This is a genomic window from Caenispirillum salinarum AK4, from assembly GCF_000315795.1.
Lineage (GTDB): Bacteria > Pseudomonadota > Alphaproteobacteria > Rhodospirillales > Rhodospirillaceae > Caenispirillum > Caenispirillum salinarum.
Map to the genome: position 1 here is coordinate 224301 of NZ_ANHY01000003.1, position 18477 is coordinate 242777.

Annotated in this window: 19 protein-coding genes; 11 read left to right on the plus strand and 8 right to left on the minus strand. The window is 67.9% G+C overall.

The window, feature by feature from the left end:
- Positions 1-72: 72 nt before the first annotated feature.
- The 4 genes from C882_RS02480 to C882_RS02495 all read right to left on the minus strand — a co-directional run bounded on the left by C882_RS02480 (position 73) and on the right by C882_RS02495 (position 2202).
- Complete coding sequence (locus C882_RS02480; protein WP_009538955.1) at positions 73-390, minus strand: nucleotidyltransferase family protein; 318 nt, start codon at positions 388-390, stop codon at positions 73-75.
- A 67-nt stretch (positions 391-457) separates the two neighbouring features.
- Positions 458-916 carry a c-type cytochrome gene (locus C882_RS02485; RefSeq protein ID WP_009538956.1) on the minus strand — a complete coding sequence of 153 codons (459 nt, stop codon included), beginning with the start codon at positions 914-916 and terminating at the stop codon, positions 458-460.
- Between the two features lie 114 nt (positions 917-1030).
- Positions 1031-1474, minus strand: a complete 444-nt coding sequence (locus C882_RS02490; protein WP_009538957.1) for a hypothetical protein — start codon at positions 1472-1474, stop codon at positions 1031-1033.
- Positions 1475-1551: 77 nt separating this feature from the next.
- A complete protein-coding gene (locus C882_RS02495; RefSeq protein WP_083875658.1) occupies positions 1552-2202 on the minus strand; it encodes a regulatory protein RecX in 651 nt (216 codons plus the stop codon).
- A gap of 70 nt (positions 2203-2272) precedes the next feature.
- Here C882_RS02495 and C882_RS02500 point away from each other — a divergent pair, with 70 nt between their 5' ends.
- The 5 genes from C882_RS02500 (at position 2273) to C882_RS02520 (ending at position 7008) form a co-directional block, all read left to right on the plus strand.
- A complete protein-coding gene (locus C882_RS02500; protein ID WP_009538959.1) occupies positions 2273-3109 on the plus strand; it encodes an ABC transporter permease in 837 nt (278 codons plus the stop codon).
- A 110-nt stretch (positions 3110-3219) separates the two neighbouring features.
- Positions 3220-4404, plus strand: a complete 1185-nt coding sequence (locus tag C882_RS02505) for an aspartate aminotransferase family protein (RefSeq protein ID WP_009538960.1) — start codon at positions 3220-3222, stop codon at positions 4402-4404.
- A 19-nt stretch (positions 4405-4423) separates the two neighbouring features.
- Positions 4424-5344, plus strand: a complete 921-nt coding sequence (gene argF / locus C882_RS02510) for an ornithine carbamoyltransferase (protein ID WP_009538961.1) — start codon at positions 4424-4426, stop codon at positions 5342-5344.
- Positions 5326-6276 carry an Hsp33 family molecular chaperone HslO gene (hslO, locus tag C882_RS02515; protein ID WP_236262453.1) on the plus strand — a complete coding sequence of 317 codons (951 nt, stop codon included), beginning with the start codon at positions 5326-5328 and terminating at the stop codon, positions 6274-6276. Before argF ends, hslO begins: the two co-directional genes overlap by 19 nt.
- Before the next feature lie 102 nt (positions 6277-6378).
- Positions 6379-7008 carry a hypothetical protein gene (locus C882_RS02520; RefSeq protein WP_009538963.1) on the plus strand — a complete coding sequence of 210 codons (630 nt, stop codon included), beginning with the start codon at positions 6379-6381 and terminating at the stop codon, positions 7006-7008.
- Here the strand turns inward: C882_RS02520 and C882_RS02525 are convergent.
- From C882_RS02525 to C882_RS02535, 3 genes are all read right to left on the minus strand, one after another.
- A complete protein-coding gene (locus tag C882_RS02525; protein WP_009538964.1) occupies positions 6998-7672 on the minus strand; it encodes a DUF6064 family protein in 675 nt (224 codons plus the stop codon). The two genes, C882_RS02520 and C882_RS02525, sit on opposite strands and share 11 nt — an antisense overlap.
- A gap of 90 nt (positions 7673-7762) precedes the next feature.
- Entirely contained in the window at positions 7763-8959 is a 1197-nt protein-coding gene (locus C882_RS02530) for an FAD-binding domain-containing protein (protein WP_009538965.1), read from the minus strand.
- 55 nt (positions 8960-9014) lie between these two features.
- Positions 9015-10289: an NAD(P)/FAD-dependent oxidoreductase gene (locus C882_RS02535; RefSeq protein ID WP_009538966.1), complete on the minus strand. Its 1275-nt coding sequence runs from the start codon at positions 10287-10289 to the stop codon at positions 9015-9017.
- A 296-nt stretch (positions 10290-10585) separates the two neighbouring features.
- On the opposite strand from C882_RS02535, the gene C882_RS02540 reads away from it, so the two are divergent.
- The 5 genes from C882_RS02540 (at position 10586) to C882_RS02560 (ending at position 16598) form a co-directional block, all read left to right on the plus strand.
- The gene (locus tag C882_RS02540; RefSeq protein ID WP_009538968.1) at positions 10586-11971 is read left to right on the plus strand and encodes an aspartate aminotransferase family protein; all 1386 of its coding nucleotides are present in this window, start codon (positions 10586-10588) and stop codon (positions 11969-11971) included.
- A gap of 408 nt (positions 11972-12379) precedes the next feature.
- Positions 12380-13486: a polyamine ABC transporter substrate-binding protein gene (locus C882_RS02545; RefSeq protein ID WP_009538969.1), complete on the plus strand. Its 1107-nt coding sequence runs from the start codon at positions 12380-12382 to the stop codon at positions 13484-13486.
- Positions 13487-13617: 131 nt separating this feature from the next.
- The gene (locus C882_RS02550; protein ID WP_009538970.1) at positions 13618-14739 is read left to right on the plus strand and encodes an ABC transporter ATP-binding protein; all 1122 of its coding nucleotides are present in this window, start codon (positions 13618-13620) and stop codon (positions 14737-14739) included.
- Entirely contained in the window at positions 14736-15746 is a 1011-nt protein-coding gene (locus C882_RS02555) for an ABC transporter permease subunit (protein WP_009538971.1), read from the plus strand. Before C882_RS02550 ends, C882_RS02555 begins: the two co-directional genes overlap by 4 nt.
- A gap of 3 nt (positions 15747-15749) precedes the next feature.
- Positions 15750-16598: an ABC transporter permease subunit gene (locus C882_RS02560; protein WP_009538972.1), complete on the plus strand. Its 849-nt coding sequence runs from the start codon at positions 15750-15752 to the stop codon at positions 16596-16598.
- A gap of 307 nt (positions 16599-16905) precedes the next feature.
- Here the strand turns inward: C882_RS02560 and gluQRS are convergent, their stop codons facing one another.
- The gene (gluQRS, locus tag C882_RS02565; protein WP_051999947.1) at positions 16906-17787 is read right to left on the minus strand and encodes a tRNA glutamyl-Q(34) synthetase GluQRS; all 882 of its coding nucleotides are present in this window, start codon (positions 17785-17787) and stop codon (positions 16906-16908) included.
- Between the two features lie 140 nt (positions 17788-17927).
- On the opposite strand from gluQRS, the gene C882_RS02570 reads away from it, so the two are divergent.
- Entirely contained in the window at positions 17928-18434 is a 507-nt protein-coding gene (locus tag C882_RS02570) for an HNH endonuclease (RefSeq protein ID WP_407637666.1), read from the plus strand.
- Positions 18435-18477: the final 43 nt, after the last annotated feature.

Below are 18477 nucleotides of genomic sequence, written 5' to 3' on the forward strand. Positions count from 1 at the left end.
CGGCTGACGCCTTCCGTTTTGCCAAGGACTCGATCGGCAGCCTTCACAATGTCCGCGGACCGCTGCGCCGGCCTAGTGGAAGACATCGACAAGGTCCGGCGTGATCGTGTCGAGGAACGGCTGGGAGAGCCGCCCGGCCGGAACCACTTGGACATCGGCGCCGACGATGCGGCTCAGGTCTAACTGGAGGCCGGACGCCTGGATAATATCCAGCGTCTCGCGTTTGTCCGGGCGCAGCGTGACCAGCAAGTCCACGTCGCTGCCGGGCCGCGCTTCGCCGCGCGCCACCGAGCCGAACACCGCCGCCTGCTGCACGCCAAGCGACCACATCTCGTCGGCGTGGGCCGCGAGGCGCTGGCGGATATCCTGAACTGTCGGCGTGCGGTTCATCGTCGGCCTGTAAGTCCGATGCCTTGGCCCACAATTATGAGCGCCCCCGCCTCCACCGGCAAGGCCCTCACCCGCCGCCGTTCACCGCGCCGTCCGCGCCGCGCAGGGCCTGGAGGTGGTCGGGCCAGCGGTCCTTCAGGAAGGCCACCACCGCGTGAATCTCGCGGTTGGTCAGCACGTCGCGGAAGGGCGGCATGCGGTGGCGGGCGGGATCGCCATGGACGGCGGCGGCGCCCTCGCGGATGACGCGGACCAGGTAGCCGTCGGTAGAGTCAGTCGGCAGGCCGTCGGCGGTCAGCGGCGGCGGGGCGATGCCGCCGATCACCGGGCGCCACCCCGGAGGATTGTCCACGCCCGACCCGTGGCAGGCCGCGCAGTTTTCGGCATAGAGGCGCCCGCCGTCTGCCACCGCATCGGGGGTAACGGCGACATGCGTGTCGGCCAGCAGGCGGCCGGTATCGGAAAGCCAGGAGACGATGGCGGCGCTCAAGGCAAGCACCACCGCCAGAAGCAGGGGTATCCTCACGGCTCGTCCTCCCTTGCCCGAGCGCGATCAGGCGGGAAGTCTAGCCCGTGTCGCACCGCACCAGGAAGCCGCCCGAAAAGGTAGGAAAATACAACCGCGGATTTTCGCGGCCTCCTACACGGACCAACTGATGAACAGCCCGGCATCGCCGGGGATGCCGCCGGGGAAGTCCACGATCCGCGCCCGCAGACGGTAGCCCAGCGGCCGCAAGTGCTCGTGCCACAGGTCATAGATGTCGCGCGGCTTGCCCTCCAGCGTTTCGGGCCAGGCGGGATCGCTGTTGTTGATGGCCCGCCCGCCGTCGGTGCAGACGTCGCTGGGGAAGCGGCAGACCTGGATTTCCTTCTCACCGCGTTGGGCGGCGCTTTGGAAGTGGCTAATGATGCTGCGTTTTTCGGCTTCCGTCAGGTGCGTGGTGCGGAAGCGTTCCACCATCATGTCGTGGTGGAGGCGTGCCTCGGCCTCGGCTTCCAGGCGTTCGCGGTGGCGCTTTTCCTCGCGCTCCGCCATGAGGTGGCGCAGGTCGGCGGCGGTGACCAGGGGCGGATCATCGGCCATGGCGGGCCTCCCGTCGGTGCCTCTTCTCCCCCTGCTTGCGCCAGTCTAGCAGCAGCACGAGACGGCTCGCCACGCGCTCAGGGGAAGGCTGCCATGTCCTCGTCCAGGTCCTCGGGGCGCTCGGCGTCAATCACGCGGGTGGCGGTGTCGAAGGAGAAGCCGGCGCGCGCCATGGCGGCCAGTTCCTTCATGCGGCGCTCCTCGGGCGGCAGGGGCTTGGCGGAAAGGCTGGGGCGGCGGAAGGGCCCGAAGCCGCGGCGGCGGGCCAGAGCCACCGCCGCCGCCATGTCGGGGTCGCCGCCGACGTCCTCGCGCAGCTCGTCGACGGCGGCGTCCACATGCTCCGCCGCCACGCCCTTGGCGGCAAGCTTGGCGCGGATCGCCCGCTCCGGCCCGCCCTGGCGGTTGATGGAGCGCGCCCGCATGGCGGCATAGGCGCCGTCGTCCAGCAGCCCGGCGCGCTGGTAGCGTTCGATCAGCGCATCCACCCAGGCCGCGCCCTCGTCGGGGTCGGTGTCGTGGACGCTGGCCGACAGCATCACCTTGCGCATGAGCACGCGCTTAAGGTTCGCCGCGCTGGAGGCGAAGCGCTCCAGGTAATGCAGGGCGCTGTTCTCCAGGTACTCCGGCGAGACCTTGCGGGGCTGCTTTCGTTTGCGGCCATTTCGTTCCGCCCGACGGGGCCGTTTGGGCTCCGGGCCGGCCGGCGGGGTGCATTCTTCGTCCATGCGGCCTATGTTAGCGCCCCTGATCCAGGATTCCACGCCAGAACCCATGCCAGAGCCAGGAGACAACCCCGTGTCGTCGTCGCAATCGCGCGCGCAGACCCGCACCACCGCCAGTTTCCCGCCCCGCCCGCGCCAGATGGGCGCCGTCAACTGGCGCGGCACGTGGGAGCTTTACCTCAAGGAGGTGCGGCGGTTCCTCAAGGTCTACCTGCAGACGGTGGCCGCGCCCATCGTGACGACGCTTCTGTTCCTGGCGATCTTCAGCCTGGCGCTGGGCCGCAGCGTGCCGGAAAGCTACCACGTCAGCTTCATCGAATTCCTGGCGCCGGGCCTCATTATCATGGCGATGGTGCAGAACGCCTTCGCCAACACGTCCTCGTCGCTGACCATCTCCAAGGTGCAGGGCAACATCGTCGACATTCTGATGCCGCCGCTGTCGGCGGGGGAACTGACGGCGGCCTATGCGCTGGGCGGCATGTCGCGCGGCATCGTGGTGGGCGTGGTGGTGACGCCGGTGATGGGCCTGTTCGTCGACCTGCACCTGCACAACCTGTTCTTCATCCTGTACCACGGCATCATGGCGTCGCTGATGCTGAGCCTGCTGGGCGTGATCGGCGGCATCTGGGCGGACAAGTTCGACCACATCGCGGCGGTGACCAACTTCGTCATCACGCCGCTGTCGTTCCTGTCGGGCACCTTCTACACCATCGACCGGCTGCCGGAGAACATGCAGTTCCTGGCGCATGTGAACCCGTTCTTCTACATGATCGACGGCTTCCGCTACGGCTTCATCGGCCACGACGACGCCCTGCCGGGCATCGGCATCGCGGTGGTGGGCGGCACGAACCTGGTGCTGCTGGCGGTGGCCTATACGATGTTCAAGACGGGATACAAGCTGAAGGCGTGAGACGCTGCCTCCCCTCTCTTGACAAACCGCTTGCCAGGCCGGATAGTCCACCGCTTTCCGAGGGGCATTGCGCCTTGCAACCGCCCCCGTTTTCAAGGCCCGGAAAGCGCATGACCATTCCCGCCCTGATGCCCACCTACGCCCGCATGGACGTCGCCTTCGAGCGCGGCGAGGGGGCATGGTTGTTCGCCACCGACGGCCGCAAGTACCTGGACTTCGGCACCGGCATCGCCGTCTCCGCCCTCGGGCACGGGCACCCGCGCCTGGTCGCGGCGATCCAGGAGCAGGCGGCGAAGGTCATCCATACCTCCAACCTCTACCGCGTTCCGGGGCAGGAGGCGGCCGCCGAGAAGCTGGTCGCCAACACCTTCGCCGACACCGTCTTCTTCGGCAACTCGGGCGCCGAGGCGCTGGAACTGGCGCTTAAGATCGCGCGCCGCTTCCACCAGTCGCAGGGCGTGGACAAGCATCGCGTCATCGTCACCCGCAATGCGTTCCACGGCCGCACGCTGGCGACCATCGCCGCCGGCGGGCAGGAAAAGCACCTGGCCGGCTTCGGCCCCATGGTGGAAGGCTTCGACCGCGTGCCCTTCGGCAACATGAACGAGGCCCGCAACGCCGTCACCGAACAGACCGCCGCCGTCCTGGTGGAGCCCGTGCAGGGCGAGGGCGGCATCGTGCCCGCCGACGCCGAGTACCTGCGCGGCCTGCGCGCCATGTGCGACGAATACGGCCTGCTGCTCATGTTCGACGAGGTGCAGACCGGCAACGGTCGCACCGGCAAGCTCTACGCCCACCAGTGGACCGGCATGGCGCCCGATGTCATGGCGACGGCCAAGGGCCTGGGCGGCGGCTTCCCCGTCGGCGCCGTGCTGGCGACCGAGCGCGCGGCATCCTGCATGACCGCCGGCACCCACGGCACCACCTACGGCGGCAATCCGCTCGCGATGGCCGCCGTCAACGCCGTGCTGGACGAGGTTCTGGCGCCGGGCTTTCTGGAAAACGTCCAGGCCACCGCCGCCCACCTGCGGGAAAAGCTTCAGGCGCTGGCCGCCGAGAACCCCGGCGTCATCGCCGAGGTGCGCGGGCTCGGCCTCATGCTCGGCCTGAAGATGGCCGAGGGCGTGACCAACACCGATATCGTCGGCCGGGCGCTGAAGGCCGGCCTGCTCGTCGTTCCGGCGGGCGACAACGTGGTGCGGCTGCTGCCGCCGCTCATCATCGGCACGGCCGAGGCCGACGCCGCCGTCGACATCCTGTCCCGGGTCTGCAAGGACACGGCCCCGGCACGCTGACAAAGCGAGATCACCTTCCATGACCGGCTCCGCGCCCAAGCACTTCCTCGACCTGCACACACACGGTTCCGCCGATCTTCGGGCCATCCTGGACCTGGCGGCCGAGTACAAGCGCGGCGCGGTGATGGCGGAGAAGCGCCGGCCGCTGGAGGGCAGGACGCTTGCCATGATCTTCGAGAAGCCGTCCACGCGCACCCGCGTCAGTTTCGAGGTGGGTGCCAAGCAGTTGGGCGGCGACGTGGTGATCCTGGACGGAAACGGCAGCCAGTTGGGCCGGGGCGAGACCATCGCCGACACCGCCCGAGTGCTGTCGCGCTACTGCGACATGATCATGATCCGCACCGACGATCCGGCGAAGCTGGAAGAGATGGCGCGGCACGCCACCGTGCCGGTCATCAACGGGCTGACCGACGACAGCCATCCCTGCCAGATCATGGCCGACGTCATGACCTTCGAGGAACACAAGGGGCCGATCGCCGGAAAGGTGGTCTGCTGGTCTGGCGACGGCAACAACGTTGCGGCGTCCTGGATCGAGGCCGCCGCCCAGTTCGGTTTCGAGATGCGGGTGGCCTGCCCGGAAAACCGCGAGCCGGATGCGCGCGTTGTCCAATGGGCACGGGAGAAGGGTGCGACCGTCGTCATCGACCGCGACCCGAAAAAGCTGGCCGACGGCGCGGACTGCGTCGTCACCGATACCTGGGTGTCCATGCACGAGGACGGGGCGAACCTGCACAACATCTTCCGCCCCTACCAGGTGAACGGAGCGCTCATGGCCAAGGCCAAGGCCGACGCCCTGTTCATGCACTGCCTGCCCGCCCACCGCGAGGAAGAGGTGACCACCGAGGTCATCGACGGCCCCCGGTCGGTGGTGTGGGACGAGGCCGAAAACCGCCTCCATGCGCAAAAAGGAATCCTTGTTTGGTGTCTGACGCAGTCGTGACCGACCAGATCGTCCCGTTCATGATCGACCACGGCGCCTTTCGCGGGCGCCTGGTTCGTCTGGACGACACCGTGTCCACCATCGTCTCGCGCCACAATTATCCCGAGCCCGTCGCGCTCATGCTGGCGGAGACGGCGGTGCTGGCCGTGGTGCTGGCCGACAGCCTGAAGTACGACGGCATCTTCACCCTGCAATCGCGCTCCGACGGGCCGATCTCGCAGATGGTGGTGGACGTCACCAGCGGTGGCGACGTGCGCGGCGTCGCCCACTTCGACGAGGCGCGCCTGAACGCGGCGGTGGAGAAAGCCGGCGGCATCGCGGCCCTGGGCGACCGGGTGCCGGCGCTGATGGGGTCCGGTTACCTGGCGTTCACCGTCGACCAGGGACCGGAGACGGACCGCTACCAGGGCATCACCGAACTGACCGGCGCGACGCTGGCCGACTGTGCGCACGCCTACTTCCGCCAGTCCGAGCAGCTGGAGACCGCCATCAAGATGGCGACCACCCATGCCGACGGCCGCTGGCGTGCCGCCGGACTCATGCTCCAGCGGATGCCTCTGCCTTCGGGCGCCCAGCTTTCGGCTGACGACGAGGAGATGGTGGAGGACGCCTGGCGCACCGGCGTCGTGCTCATGGGCAGCGTGACCAACGAGGAACTGCTGGCCCCGGACCTGCCGCCGGCCGACGTGCTGCGCCGCCTGTTCCACAGCGAGGGCCTGAAGGCCTACGACGCCCGCCACCCGCACTTCGGCTGCCGCTGCTCGCGCGAGCGGGTGGTGACGGCGCTGTCCCAGTTTCCGCGCGCGGAACTGGAGACCATGAAGACCGACGCCGGCGTGGTGGAGGTTTCGTGCGAGTTCTGCAACGAGCACTATCCCTTCACCGACGCCGACCTGGACGCCATGGACGCCGACAAGGCGCCGAAGCAGTAGGGGGCGGGCGCCGTGGCGCCGGCCGGCACCGCCCGCCCTTGACCGGCCATGATCGCATGCGACAATGCGCAGACCGTAACCACTGCCAGGGATCGTCCCTTCATGAGCCTCGCCCGCCTCGCCCATCCGCTGCGTGCCTTCGCCCTCGTGCTGGCCGGCGTTCTCGCGCTGGCCGCCTGCACCACGCCGGAGCCCGTGCCGGAGTTCAAGGACCTGCGCTTCACCAACAAGGGGGCCATCACCTTCCGCGCCGACGAGAAGGTGATCCTGTCGGACTTCGAGCCCAGCTTCCAGACGCCCTTCGTGGAGCACCTGATGCCTCTGCCGCCGGAGCGCGCGCTGCGCACCTGGGCTGAGGACCGGCTGGCGGTGACCGGCACGGGCGGCGCCGCCGACGGCTCGCTGCGCACCCTGCGCTTCGTCATCCGGGACGCCTCGGTGCGCGAGGAACGGCTGGAGACCGAGGAAGGCATTCGCGGCTTCCTGACCGACCAGCAGGCCTGGAAGTACACCGCCCACGTGGTGGCCGAGGTTCAGGTGCTGAGCGATCGCGACGTGCTCGCCACCGCCAGCACGGAGGCCTACCGGTCCAAGACGCTCGGCGAGAAGGCCAGCCTGAACGAGCGCGAGGAAATGTGGTATGCGCTCGTCACCGCGCTGATGCAGGATTTCGACGCCGCCATGGCGCAGAACATCCGCACGCACCTGAACGACTTCACCGTCAACCGCTGAGGCCGCGGGCGGCGGCGACGCGGACCGCAAGGCCCGCCAGCGCCGCCAGTCCCAGCCCAACGGCCACAGCCGTCATCCCCAGCAGGTCGTGGGTGACGGCGGAGGCGGCCAGCCATGCCATCGGCACCGGCACGGCCAGCGCCGCCCACCCGCCGCGGATCAGCGCCAGAACGGCCAGCGTTCCGGCAGCCGTGGCGTCGGGGGCGATGCCGAAGGGGGCGGCGCGCATCCACTGCCCGTCCAGAAGCGGATAGACAAGCGGCAGGACCAGCACTGCCGCCGCCAGCAAGGCCCAGGCCGCCCCGGCCGCGGCGTCGCGCCGGTCGGTGCGCGGCCGTCGGCCCGTGATCGCCAGGGCCAGCAGCAGCGCGCCCTCTGCCAGGAAGGCATACCCCGCCCAGGGCGCGGCCCAGTTGATGGTGCCGTAGCGCTGAATGAGAAAGACCCATCCGGTCCACAGCCAGCCGGCGCCGGTCAGCGCCAGCAGCACGCGCCCGTGCCAGACCCGTCGGCCGCGCATGAGCCACAGGCCGGCCAGCCCGGCAAGTCCCGCGATGATCGGCAGGGGCCAGTGGGCCTGGTTGGTCAGGGTGAACAGCCGGACGTAGGTTTCCCGCGAGAACAACAGCATGTCCCGTAGCGAGTAGCCGAGCAGGTCCTCCATGCGGGCTCCGTGGCTGGTCGAAAGGCGGGTGACGGGGCTTTTGATGATAACGCACGCCGGCCGCCGCCGCTTCGCCGGTGTTTGCGGGCATCACGCTCCGATCCGCCCGCGCGCCGTCTTCCAGAAGCCGAAGAACCCCGCCGTCGCCAGCGGCCAGAGGTCCGTGTCCCGCGCCCGGCGGGGGCGGGCGAGGCGGATGTCGGCGGCGGTCAGTGCCGGCTCCAGGGCATCCAGCACGTCCCGCGCCGGACCGACGGGGGCGTAGGGCGTCACCACCTGCCTTGCCCCGTGCTCGCGCGCCCAGGCGACCACCGCCGCCGGATCGCGTGGCAGGTAGCGACCGAGGAAACCGAGACGGTCAAGGGCGTTCCCAAGGGCGCCCTGGGTGAACCCGCGCACCCCCGCGGCCACCGGCAGCGGCGAGCGCGCCGCGGCGCAGGGCATGGCGGCGGCGGCGCGGATGTCGAGGTCCGGCGGCAGCAGGTCCTCGGGGAGCAGGTCCTCCTCGGTCAACAGCAGGGCCGAGGGCAGCGACAGGTCGATCGGTGGCGGCTCCGGCAGAGGCGCGGGCGGCGGGTTCCCGGCATCGCCCGCGGGCGGTTCGCCCGTGTCCGCCAGACCTTGCGGATCGAAGCGGCCGTCGGTGTAGCGGCGGATGTTGTCGGGCCGCGCCAGATACGCCTTGCCCGGCGTGTGCAGCCCCGCCACCCAGCGCCAGGACAGGGTGTTCGACGCCGGATCGCCGTCCAGCAGGCGGCGCAGGAACAGGTCGGCACCCAGTTCCCACGGCAGCTTCAATGTGAAGACCCAGATGCTGGCCGTCCACATGCGGGCGTGATTGTGCAGGTAGCCGGTCTGGGACAGTTCCGTCATCCAGGCGTCGAAGCAGTCGATGCCGGTGCGGCCCGCGGCGGCGGTTTCAACGCGGTCCATCATGGCGCGGTCGCGCGCCAGCGTGGCGACGGCACGGCGGGTGCGGCGCCAGACCTCGGGCCGCATCTCCAGCCAGCCCTTCCAGTAGGTGCGCCAGAGCACTTCCTGCAGGAACTTCTCGGCCGCCTGCGGAGTATGACGTTCCAGCACCGCGGCCACCACGTCGCGTTCGGTCAGCAGGCGGTGGCGCAGATAGGGCGAGAGCATGGAGACCGGCGCGTGCCGGCCGGGGCCGCGGTCGTAGTTGCGGCCGGCGGCATAGGCGCGGCCGGCACGCGGCAGCATGTCCTCAAGGCGGCGCAGGCCCTCAGCACGAGTCGGTTCGGGCAGGGGCAGGGCGGGGTCGTAGGGCATGGGGCGACTCCGGTATGGCGATCGCTCCTCCTACGGGACGGGCCGCGGACCCGGATCAGAGCATGTCCCGCAGCCGGTGCCAGGCCATGGCCAGCACCAGGGCCGGGGTGCGGAACATGGTACCGCCGGGGAACGGCATGTGAGGGATCTTCGCCAGCAGGTCGAACCGTTCCGCCTGGCCGGCGACGGCCTCGGCCATCAGCTTGCCGGCAAGGCTGGTCAGCGCCACGCCGTGGCCGGAAAAGCCCTGGGCGTACACTACGTTGGGCGCCAGGCGGCCGAAGTCCGGCAGGCGGTTGGCGGTGATGGCGACATAGCCGCCCCAGGCGTAGTCCACCTTCACGTCATCGAGCTGCGGGAAGTATTTCAGCATCGTCTTGCGCATGGCCTCGCCGACACTGGCGGGCTCGATCCGCGAATAGCTGACGCGCCCGCCGAACAGCATCCGGTGATCGGCGGACCGTCGGAAGTAATTGAGGACGAACAGGATATCCGCGACGGCCTCGTTGTTGGGGATCAGCTTGGTGGCGCGGTTCTCGCCCAGCGGTTCGGTGGCGACGATGTAGGTGCCCACCGGCATGATGCTGGTGCCCAGCCGGCGCTCCTTCTCCCACAGGTAGGCGTTGCCGGCCAGGATGACATGGTTGGCCCGGATGCGCCCGCGCGAGGTGATGATGGTGGCGGGGTCGCCGGCCTCCCATCCCGTCATGGGAGTGTCCTCGTGGATGACGACGCCCGCGTCCAGGCAGGCGCGCGCCAGGCCCAGCGTGTAGTTGAGCGGGTGGAGGTGGCCGCCCTTGGGGTCCAGCAGGCCGCAGACGTAGGCGTCGCTGTCGACGCGCTCGCGCACGGCGTCGCGGTCGAGATAGCGGACGCCGTCGTAGCCGTAGCGGTCCCACTCTTCAGCCAGATCCTGGAGTTCCTCGCAGTGGCGCGGCTTGACGCCGACGTGAAGGTGCCCGTCCACCAGGTCGCAGTCGATGGCGTGGCGGCGTGTGCGCTCCCGCACCAGGTCGACGGCCTCCACGCTCATGTTCCACATGCGCTGGGCTTCTTCCGGGCCGACGTACTTTTCCACCTTGTGCATGTCGGCGGCATAGCCCGCGATGAGCTGCCCGCCCGACCGGCCGGAGGCGCCGAAGCCGATGCGGTTGGCCTCGATGAGCATGACCTTGTAGCCGCGCTCCGCAAGGTGAAGGGCCGCCGAGCAGCCCGTCATGCCGCCGCCGACCACGCAGACGTCCACCTTGGCGTCGCCCTCCAGCGGGGGCTGGTCCGTGAAGGTGGTGGCGGAGGCGGCGTAATAGGAGTTGGCGTGCGGTTCGGCCATGGGAGCTGTCCGTCGGTTGCAGCGGCTGCGCGGGGTGGGACTCGGAAGAAGGGCTGGTGTCTCTTCGGTAGGCCGGGGCGGCGGGACTGTCAAGGCGGTGTAAAGTTTCGCCGTACTGAAAGGTGTGCGGCAGTGCGGCGGGATCGCCTTGATTTCAGCCTCCAACGCTTTGACATGTCGTGGTTTTGCGGCGCGGAAGCCGGGGTGGCGGCAAATTCCGGGTTTGCGGCGGGCGTGGGATGTGTTCAAAATACTCATCAAGCGTTCCCCCGCACCCCTGGATGCAAGGAGCCTCCATGACCGCCCTGTCGGCCTCCAACCGCACCACCGCAGAGTGGAAGAAGATCGACTCCGCCCACCACCTGCACCCCTTCACGGACTTCAAGGGCCTGACCGATGAAGGCGGCGCGCGCCTGATCGTGCGGGCGGAAGGCCCCTACCTCTATGACAGCGAGGGCACCAAGATCCTCGACGGCATGGCCGGGCTGTGGTGCGTCAACGTGGGCTACGGCCGCAAGGAACTGGCCGAGGCGGCCTATGCCCAGATGCAGGAGCTGCCGTACTACAACACCTTCTTCAAGACCACCACCATGCCGGCGACGGAGCTGGCCCGCCAACTGGTGGAGCTGACGCCCGAGGGCCTGAACCACGCCTTCTTCGCCGGCTCGGGGTCCGAGGCCAACGACACGGTCATCCGCATGGTGCGGCGCTACTGGGCGCTGGAAGGCCAGCCGCAGCGCCAGGTCATCATCGGCCGGCGCAACGGCTACCACGGCTCGACGCTCGCCGCCCTGTCGCTGGGCGGCATGTCGGCCATGCACACCCAGTCGGGCATCCTGCCGGGGTTTGCGCATATCGAGCCGCCGCACTGGTTCCAGCTGGGCTACCACGAGGACCCGGACGCCTTCGGCGTCAAGGCAGCCGGCTGGCTCGAGGACAAGATCCAGGAGGTCGGCCCCGATTCGGTGGCGGCCTTCATCGCCGAGCCCATCCAGGGCGCCGGCGGCCTGGTCTATCCGCCCGCGACCTACTGGGCGGAAATCCAGCGCGTCTGCCACAAGTACGGCATCCTGCTGATCGTCGACGAGGTGATCTGCGGCTTCGGCCGCACCGGCAACTGGTTCGGCAGCCAGACCTTCGACATCAAGCCCGACCTGATGCCGCTGGCCAAGGGCATGTCCTCGGGCTATCAGCCCATCGCCGCCGTCATGGTGGGCGACCGCGTGGCCGACACGCTGATCTCCAAGGGCGGGGAGTTCTTCCACGGCTACACCTATTCGGGTCATCCGGTGGCCTGCGCGGTGGCGCTGGAAAACATTCGCATCCTGCGCGACGAGGGCATCGTGGACCGCGTGCGCACCGACACCGGCCCCTATTTCCAGAAGCGCCTGCGCGAACTGGCCGACCATCCCATCGTCGGCGAGGTGCGCGGCATCGGCATGATCGCCGGCATCGAGTTGATCCGCGACAAGGCCCGCCACGAGTTCTTCGACGACGTGGGCAAGGTGGGCACCATCGCCCGCGACCACAGCTTCGCCAACGGGCTCATCATGCGCGCGGTCTACGATACCCTGGTGCTGTCGCCGCCGCTGATCCTGACCCACGACCACATCGACGAACTGGTGGAGAAGGTCCGCCTGGTCCTCGACAAGACGGCGCACGACACCGGCGTCACGGGCTGACGCCCCACCGGCGCCCGCCGCCTGCGCGGCGCCGGTCCTTCCTCCGCACGCGCCACCGGCCGGGGCGCGCGGGGCTGTAAAACAAAATCAACGGCCGGACGAACAGGGCCCAAGCCGGCGGCAGACCGGCGGGGCCGGGAGGCTTCATCAACAACCGGGAGACCGACCCATGACCCGTTCCCTTCCGCCAGCGCCCCCGCGACCGGACCGCCGCGCATCCAGCGCATGACAGCCCGCCCCGGCATGACATCATGTCACTTGCCGGACGCCGAAGATTGCTGCAAAGACTGACGGTTGGACAATGGCTTGCGCTAGAGCCCGAGGCCGCATCGGCGCGGCGGGCCTGCGTCCAGCGCGCCGGCCGGCACAAGGCCCGGCCGCCATCCGAACGCGAGGAGGCTTTTGACGATGCGACAGTTTACCCGATCCCTGATCGCCGGAACCGCCATGGCCGTGGCCATGGCCGGGGGCGCCGTCGCCCAGGAGGAAAAGGTCCTCAACGTCTACAACTGGTCCGACTACATCGCCGAGGACACGATCGCCAACTTCGAGAAAGAGACGGGGATCAAGGTCAACTACGACGTCTACGACAGCAACGAGATGCTGGAGGCCAAGCTGCTGGCCGGCAACTCGGGCTATGACGTCATCGTGCCCACCTCGACCTTCCTTGCCCGCTTCGTGCAGGGCGACATCGTCCAGCCGCTGGACAAGTCCAAGATTCCCAACTGGAAGCACCTGGACGAGGACCTGATGAAGGGCCTCCAGGCCAACGACCCCGGCAACGAGCACGCCGCCATCTACCAGTGGGGCACCAACGGCCTTGGCGTCATTCCCGAGAAGATCGACGCGGCGATGGCCGGCGAGGAAGCGCCCATGAACTCGTGGGATCTGCTGTTCAAGCCCGAATACGCCTCCAAGCTGGCGGACTGCGGCATCTACGTGCTGGACAGCCCGTCCGAGATCTTCCCGATCACCATGGCGTACTTGGGGCACCCCCACAACACGGACGACCCGGCCCACTATCAGGAGGCCGAGGAGCTGTGGATGGAAATCCGCCCCTACATCAAGAAGTTCCACTCCAGCGAATACATCAACGCGCTGGCGAATGGTGACGCCTGCCTGGCCATGGGCTTCTCGGGCGACGTCTTCCAGGCCAAATTCCGCGCCGAGGAAGCCGGCAAGGACTTCACGGTCGGCTACGTGATCCCCAAGGAAGGCACGGCCATGTGGTTCGACACGCTGGCGATCCCCGCCGACGCGCCGCACCCGGAAAATGCCCACACCTTCATCAACTACATCCTGCAGCCGGAAGTGATCGGCGGCATCACCGACTACGTGGCCTATGCCAACGCCGTGCCGGCGTCCGAGCCTTATGTGTCGGATGAAATCTGGAACGACCCGGCGATCTTCCCGACGCCGGAGGTGAAGCAGAAGCTGTTCGTCGACACGCCGGCGGGCCAGAAGCTGGACCGCCTGCGCACCCGGACCTGGAACAAGATCAAGACCGGCCGGTAAGACCAGCGGATCGGGGGGCGCCTCGGCTTCGGCCGGCGCCCCTTTTTCCTGATACCGGGCGACACCTGAAAATCGCACACTCGTCGCCTGTATAATCCAGCCTTTCGTCCCGCGTTGTGAGTGCCCGATCCATGACCACACTGGCTGCGGCGACCCGCACCCGTACCAAGCCCATCATTCAGATCCAGGACGTGGTGAAGAAGTTCGGCGACTTCACCGCCGTCAACGGGGTGTCGCTGACCATCAACCAGGGCGAGCTGTTCTCGCTGCTGGGCGGGTCGGGCTGCGGCAAGTCCACCCTGTTGCGCATGATCGCCGGGTTCGAGGAGCCCACGTCCGGCCGCATCCTCATCGACGGCCAGGACATCAGCGGCCTCGCGCCCTATGAGCGGCCGGTGAACATGATGTTCCAGTCCTATGCCCTGTTCCCGCACATGACGGTGGAGCAGAACATCGCTTTCGGGCTCAAGCAGGACGGGCTGCCCAAGGCCGAGATCAAGAAGCGCGTGGCGGAAATGCTGGAACTGGTGGAACTGGGCCGGTTTGCCAAGCGCAAGCCCCAGCAGTTGTCGGGCGGCCAGCGCCAGCGCGTGGCGCTCGCCCGGTCGCTGGCCAAGCGCCCCAAGGTGCTGCTGCTGGACGAGCCCCTGTCGGCGCTGGACAAGAAACTGCGGGAGCGCACCCAGCTTGAGCTGGTGGACATCCAGGAGGAACTGGACGTCACCTTCGTCATGGTCACCCACGACCAGGAAGAGGCCATGACCATGTCCACCCGCGTGGCCGTCATGGACGCCGGCGAGATCATCCAGATCGACAACCCCCACGCCATGTACGAATACCCCAACTCCCGCTTCGTGGCGGAGTTCTTCGGCAGCGTGAACATGTTCGAGGGCGTGCTGGACGAGGACGAGGCCGACTACGTCACCATCCAGAGCCCCGAGATTTCCAGCCGCATCTACGTCAGCCACGGCATCGCCGCCCGCCAGGGCCAGACGGTGTGGGTGGCGGTGCGGCCCGAAAAGGTCTTCATCGGCAGGCAGGCGCCGGACGTCACCGACAACGTCGACCAGGGCACGGTGACCGACATCGTCTACCTGGGCGGCATCTCGACCTACATGGTGACGCTCGACAGCGGCAAGGTGGTGCGGGTGACCGTGCCCAACATCACCCGCCAGGCCCAGGCCGACATCACCTGGGAGGACCGGGTGTGGATCCACTGGAATCCCGAAAGCTGCGTGGTGGTGACCCAATGACCCACGTCCGACCCGAGGAGCAGGCGCGCGAGCCGGGTGCGGTGGGCGTGCCGGAAGCCGAGGAAGGCGTGCGCGCGCGGCGCATGACCGGCCATGTCTCCCGCTGGATGTCCAGGCGCCTGCGCATCGGCGGCCGGGGGCTGGTGATCGCCATTCCCTATGTGTGGCTGCTGCTGTTCTTCCTGCTGCCGTTTGCCATCGTCTTTAAGATCAGCTTCGCCGAGTACCGCCTGGGCCTGCCGCCCTACACCGCGCTGGTGGAGTGGGCCGAGGGCACGTACCTGCGCATCCAGCTCGCCATCGGCAACTACCAGTTCCTGCTGGAGGACCCGCTGTACGTGGAGGCGTACCTGGGGTCGCTCAAGATGGCGACGGTGTCGACCATTCTGACGCTGCTGGTGGGCTACCCCATGGCCTATGCCATCGCCAAGGCCCGGCCGTCGACCCGCAACATGCTGCTTCTGCTGGTGATCCTGCCGTTCTGGACGTCGTTCCTGATCCGCGTCTATGCCTGGATCGGCATCCTCAAGAGCAACGGCCTGCTGAACAACTTCCTGATGTGGACCGGCATCATCAACGAGCCGCTGCCGCTGCTCTACAACGAGTTCTCGGTGTATCTGGGCATCACCTACAGCTACCTGCCGTTCATGATCCTGCCGCTGTACGCCAACCTGGAAAAGCTGGACAGGTCGCTGCTGGAGGCCGCCGCCGACCTGGGGGCGAAGCCGTGGAAGGCGTTCCTGACGGTGACGCTGCCCCTGTCGGTGCCGGGCATCGTGGCGGGCTCGCTGCTGGTGTTCATCCCGGCCGTCGGCGAGTTCGTCATCCCCGACCTGCTGGGCGGGCCGGAAACCTTGATGATCGGCCGCGTGCTGTGGTCGGAGTTTTTCAACAACCGCGACTGGCCGGTGGCATCCGCCGTCGCCATCGCCATGCTGGTGCTGCTGGTGGTGCCCATCATGCTGTTTCAGCACTACCAGGCGCGCGACGCGAAGAAGGAGTCCTGAGCCATGGGCCGCAACCGCTCCTTCTTTCTGCTGACGGCGCTGGGCCTGGGCTTTGCGTTTCTCTACGTGCCGATCCTGCTGCTCATCATCTACAGCTTCAACGAGAACCGGCTGGTGACCGTGTGGTCGGGGTTCTCCACCAAGTGGTATCTGGAGCTGTTCCAGGACGACAACATCCTTGACGCCGCATGGGTCTCGCTGCGGGTGGCGGTGTTCTCGGCCACCATCGCCACCATCCTGGGCACCATTGCCGGCATGGTGATGGCGCGGTTCGGGCGGTTCCGCGGGCGCACCATGTTTTCCGGCATGCTGTCGGCGCCGCTGGTCATGCCCGAGGTCATCACCGGCCTGTCGCTCTTGCTGCTGTTCGTGGCGCTGGAGCAGGCCATCGGCATCCCGGCCGGGCGTGGCGTCTCGACCATCACCATCGCGCATTCCACCTTCACCATGGCCTTCGTGGCCGTGATCATCCAGTCGCGCCTGGCGCAGATGGACGAAAGCGTGGAGGAAGCCGCACTCGACCTGGGCGCGCGACCGGCCAAGGTGTTCTTCGCCATTACCCTGCCGATCATCAGTCCCGCCATCGTGGCCGGCTGGCTGCTGGCCTTCACCATGTCGCTGGACGACCTGGTGGTGGCGAGCTTTACCTCCGGCCCCGCCTCGACGACGCTGCCGATGGTGGTGTTCTCCAGCGTGCGGCTTGGCGTAAGCCCGAAGATCAACGCGCTGGCGACGCTTCTGGTGCTGGTGGCGGCGCTGACCATCCTGCTGGCCGCCTGGTTCATGCGCCGCCAGGAGGCCCAGCGCGACAAGGCCGCCGCAGCCGCGGCGGCGGAGGAGGAGCGGTTCTAGGGGGCGAGGTGGGGTTGAAACACCAAGACACCAAGACACCAAGGCTTTCCGGCTGCGCCGGAATGTGAATGCGAGGGAGCCACGGGCTCCCTCGCGCTCCCTCGTCTTGTTATTCATTGTCACCGCCTGCGGAGAGGGCAATACGGCCACCAGAAGAAAGATGGCGCGCCTGCGCGCGCTGTCTTGGTGCCTTGGTGACTTGGTGGTTCCCAACACCGCCGGCAGCCAAAGAAGCCAAAGCCGAACCGTCAGCACATCGTCTTGGTGTTCTTCGTGTCTTGGTGGCCTCGCTGCGCCATGCCGGCCGTCACCCGCCAACCCCCGCCATCGCCCGCACCTCTTCCGCCGTTTTCCCCGCTTCCCGCAGGGCTCGGAGCGTCAGGCTCTTGTCGCGCTTGGCCAGCCGGCGGCCCGTCTCGGGGTCGGTGAGCAGGCCGTGGTGGTGGTACTCCGGCACGGGCAGGCCGAGCAGCGCCTGGAGCAGCCGGTGGATGTGCGTCGCCTCGAACAGGTCCTGTCCGCGAGTGACCAGCGTAACACCCTGGAGCGCGTCGTCATGGGTGACGGCCAGGTGATAGCTGGTCGGCGTGTCCTTGCGCGCCAGCACCACGTCGCCGAAGGCTTGCGGCCGTGCCTCCTGCGTCCCCGCCGCCCTGTCGTGCCACGTCAGCGGCCCGGCCCGCTCCACCGCCCGTGCCATGTCCAGCCGCAGGGCGTAGGACCGGCCCTCGGCGCGCAGCGCACGGCGGTCGTCGGCGGTCAGGGCGCGGCAGGTGCCGGGGTAGAGAACGCCGTCGGGGCCGTGCGGGGCGCTCGGGCTGCGGGCGACCTCGGCCTGGATCTCCTTGCGCGTGCAGAAACAGGGGTAGAGCAGGCCCATGCCCTCCAGCCGCTCCAGCGCATCGGCGTACTCGTCGAAGTGTGCCGATTGGCGGCGCACGGGCTTTTCCCACTCCAGCCCCAGCCAGCGCAGATCCTCCAGCACCGCCGTTTCGTATTCAGGACGGCAGCGGCCCTTGTCGATGTCCTCGATGCGCAGCAGAAAACGCCCGCCGGCTTCCCGCGCCTGCCGAAACGAGAACAGGGCGGAATGCGCGTGCCCCAAGTGCAAGTGCCCGGTGGGGGACGGCGCGAATCGAGTAACCGTTTGAAAGGTCTTGTTGTTTTTTGGCGGGTTTGGCGATTTCATAAAACGGTATCGTCTTGCTTGGCAGGAACTCTGATACTGAGTACCATATCTTGTGTCTAAAGACCCGGACAGCGGGGTAGACCTTGAACGCGATACTGGACAGAAGCCCGGCTTTGGTTCTGAACGCGGATTTTCGGCCCTTGAGCTATTATCCGCTGTCACTCTGGCCGTGGCAGGAGGCCATCAAGGCGGTGTTCCTGGGGCGGGTGAGCGTCGTGCACGAGTATGACGACGCGATCATCCACAGTCCACGCATGGAGTTGAAGCTTCCCAGCGTGATCGCCCTTAAGGAATACGCGCCCACCCATCGAAGGCCGGCCTTCACCCGGTTCAACGTCTTCCTTCGCGACCGTTTCACCTGCCAGTACTGCGGTCGGCGCTTTCCCACCCACGACCTGACCTTCGACCATGTGATCCCGCGCTGCCGGGGCGGACGGACAAACTGGCTGAACGTGGTCACGGCCTGCGGGGCCTGCAACCTGAGGAAGGGCAGCAAGCTGCCCAAGGACTGCGGGATGCCCCTGATCCGCGAGCCCTTCCGCCCCAACGCCTTCCAGCTTCAGGACATCGGCCGCCGCTTCCCGCCCAACTACCTGCACGAAAGCTGGCGCGACTTTCTCTACTGGGACTCCGAACTGGAAGAATGACCGACCGCCCCGGCCGCTGGCCGGGTTTTTTGTGTCTTGGCGG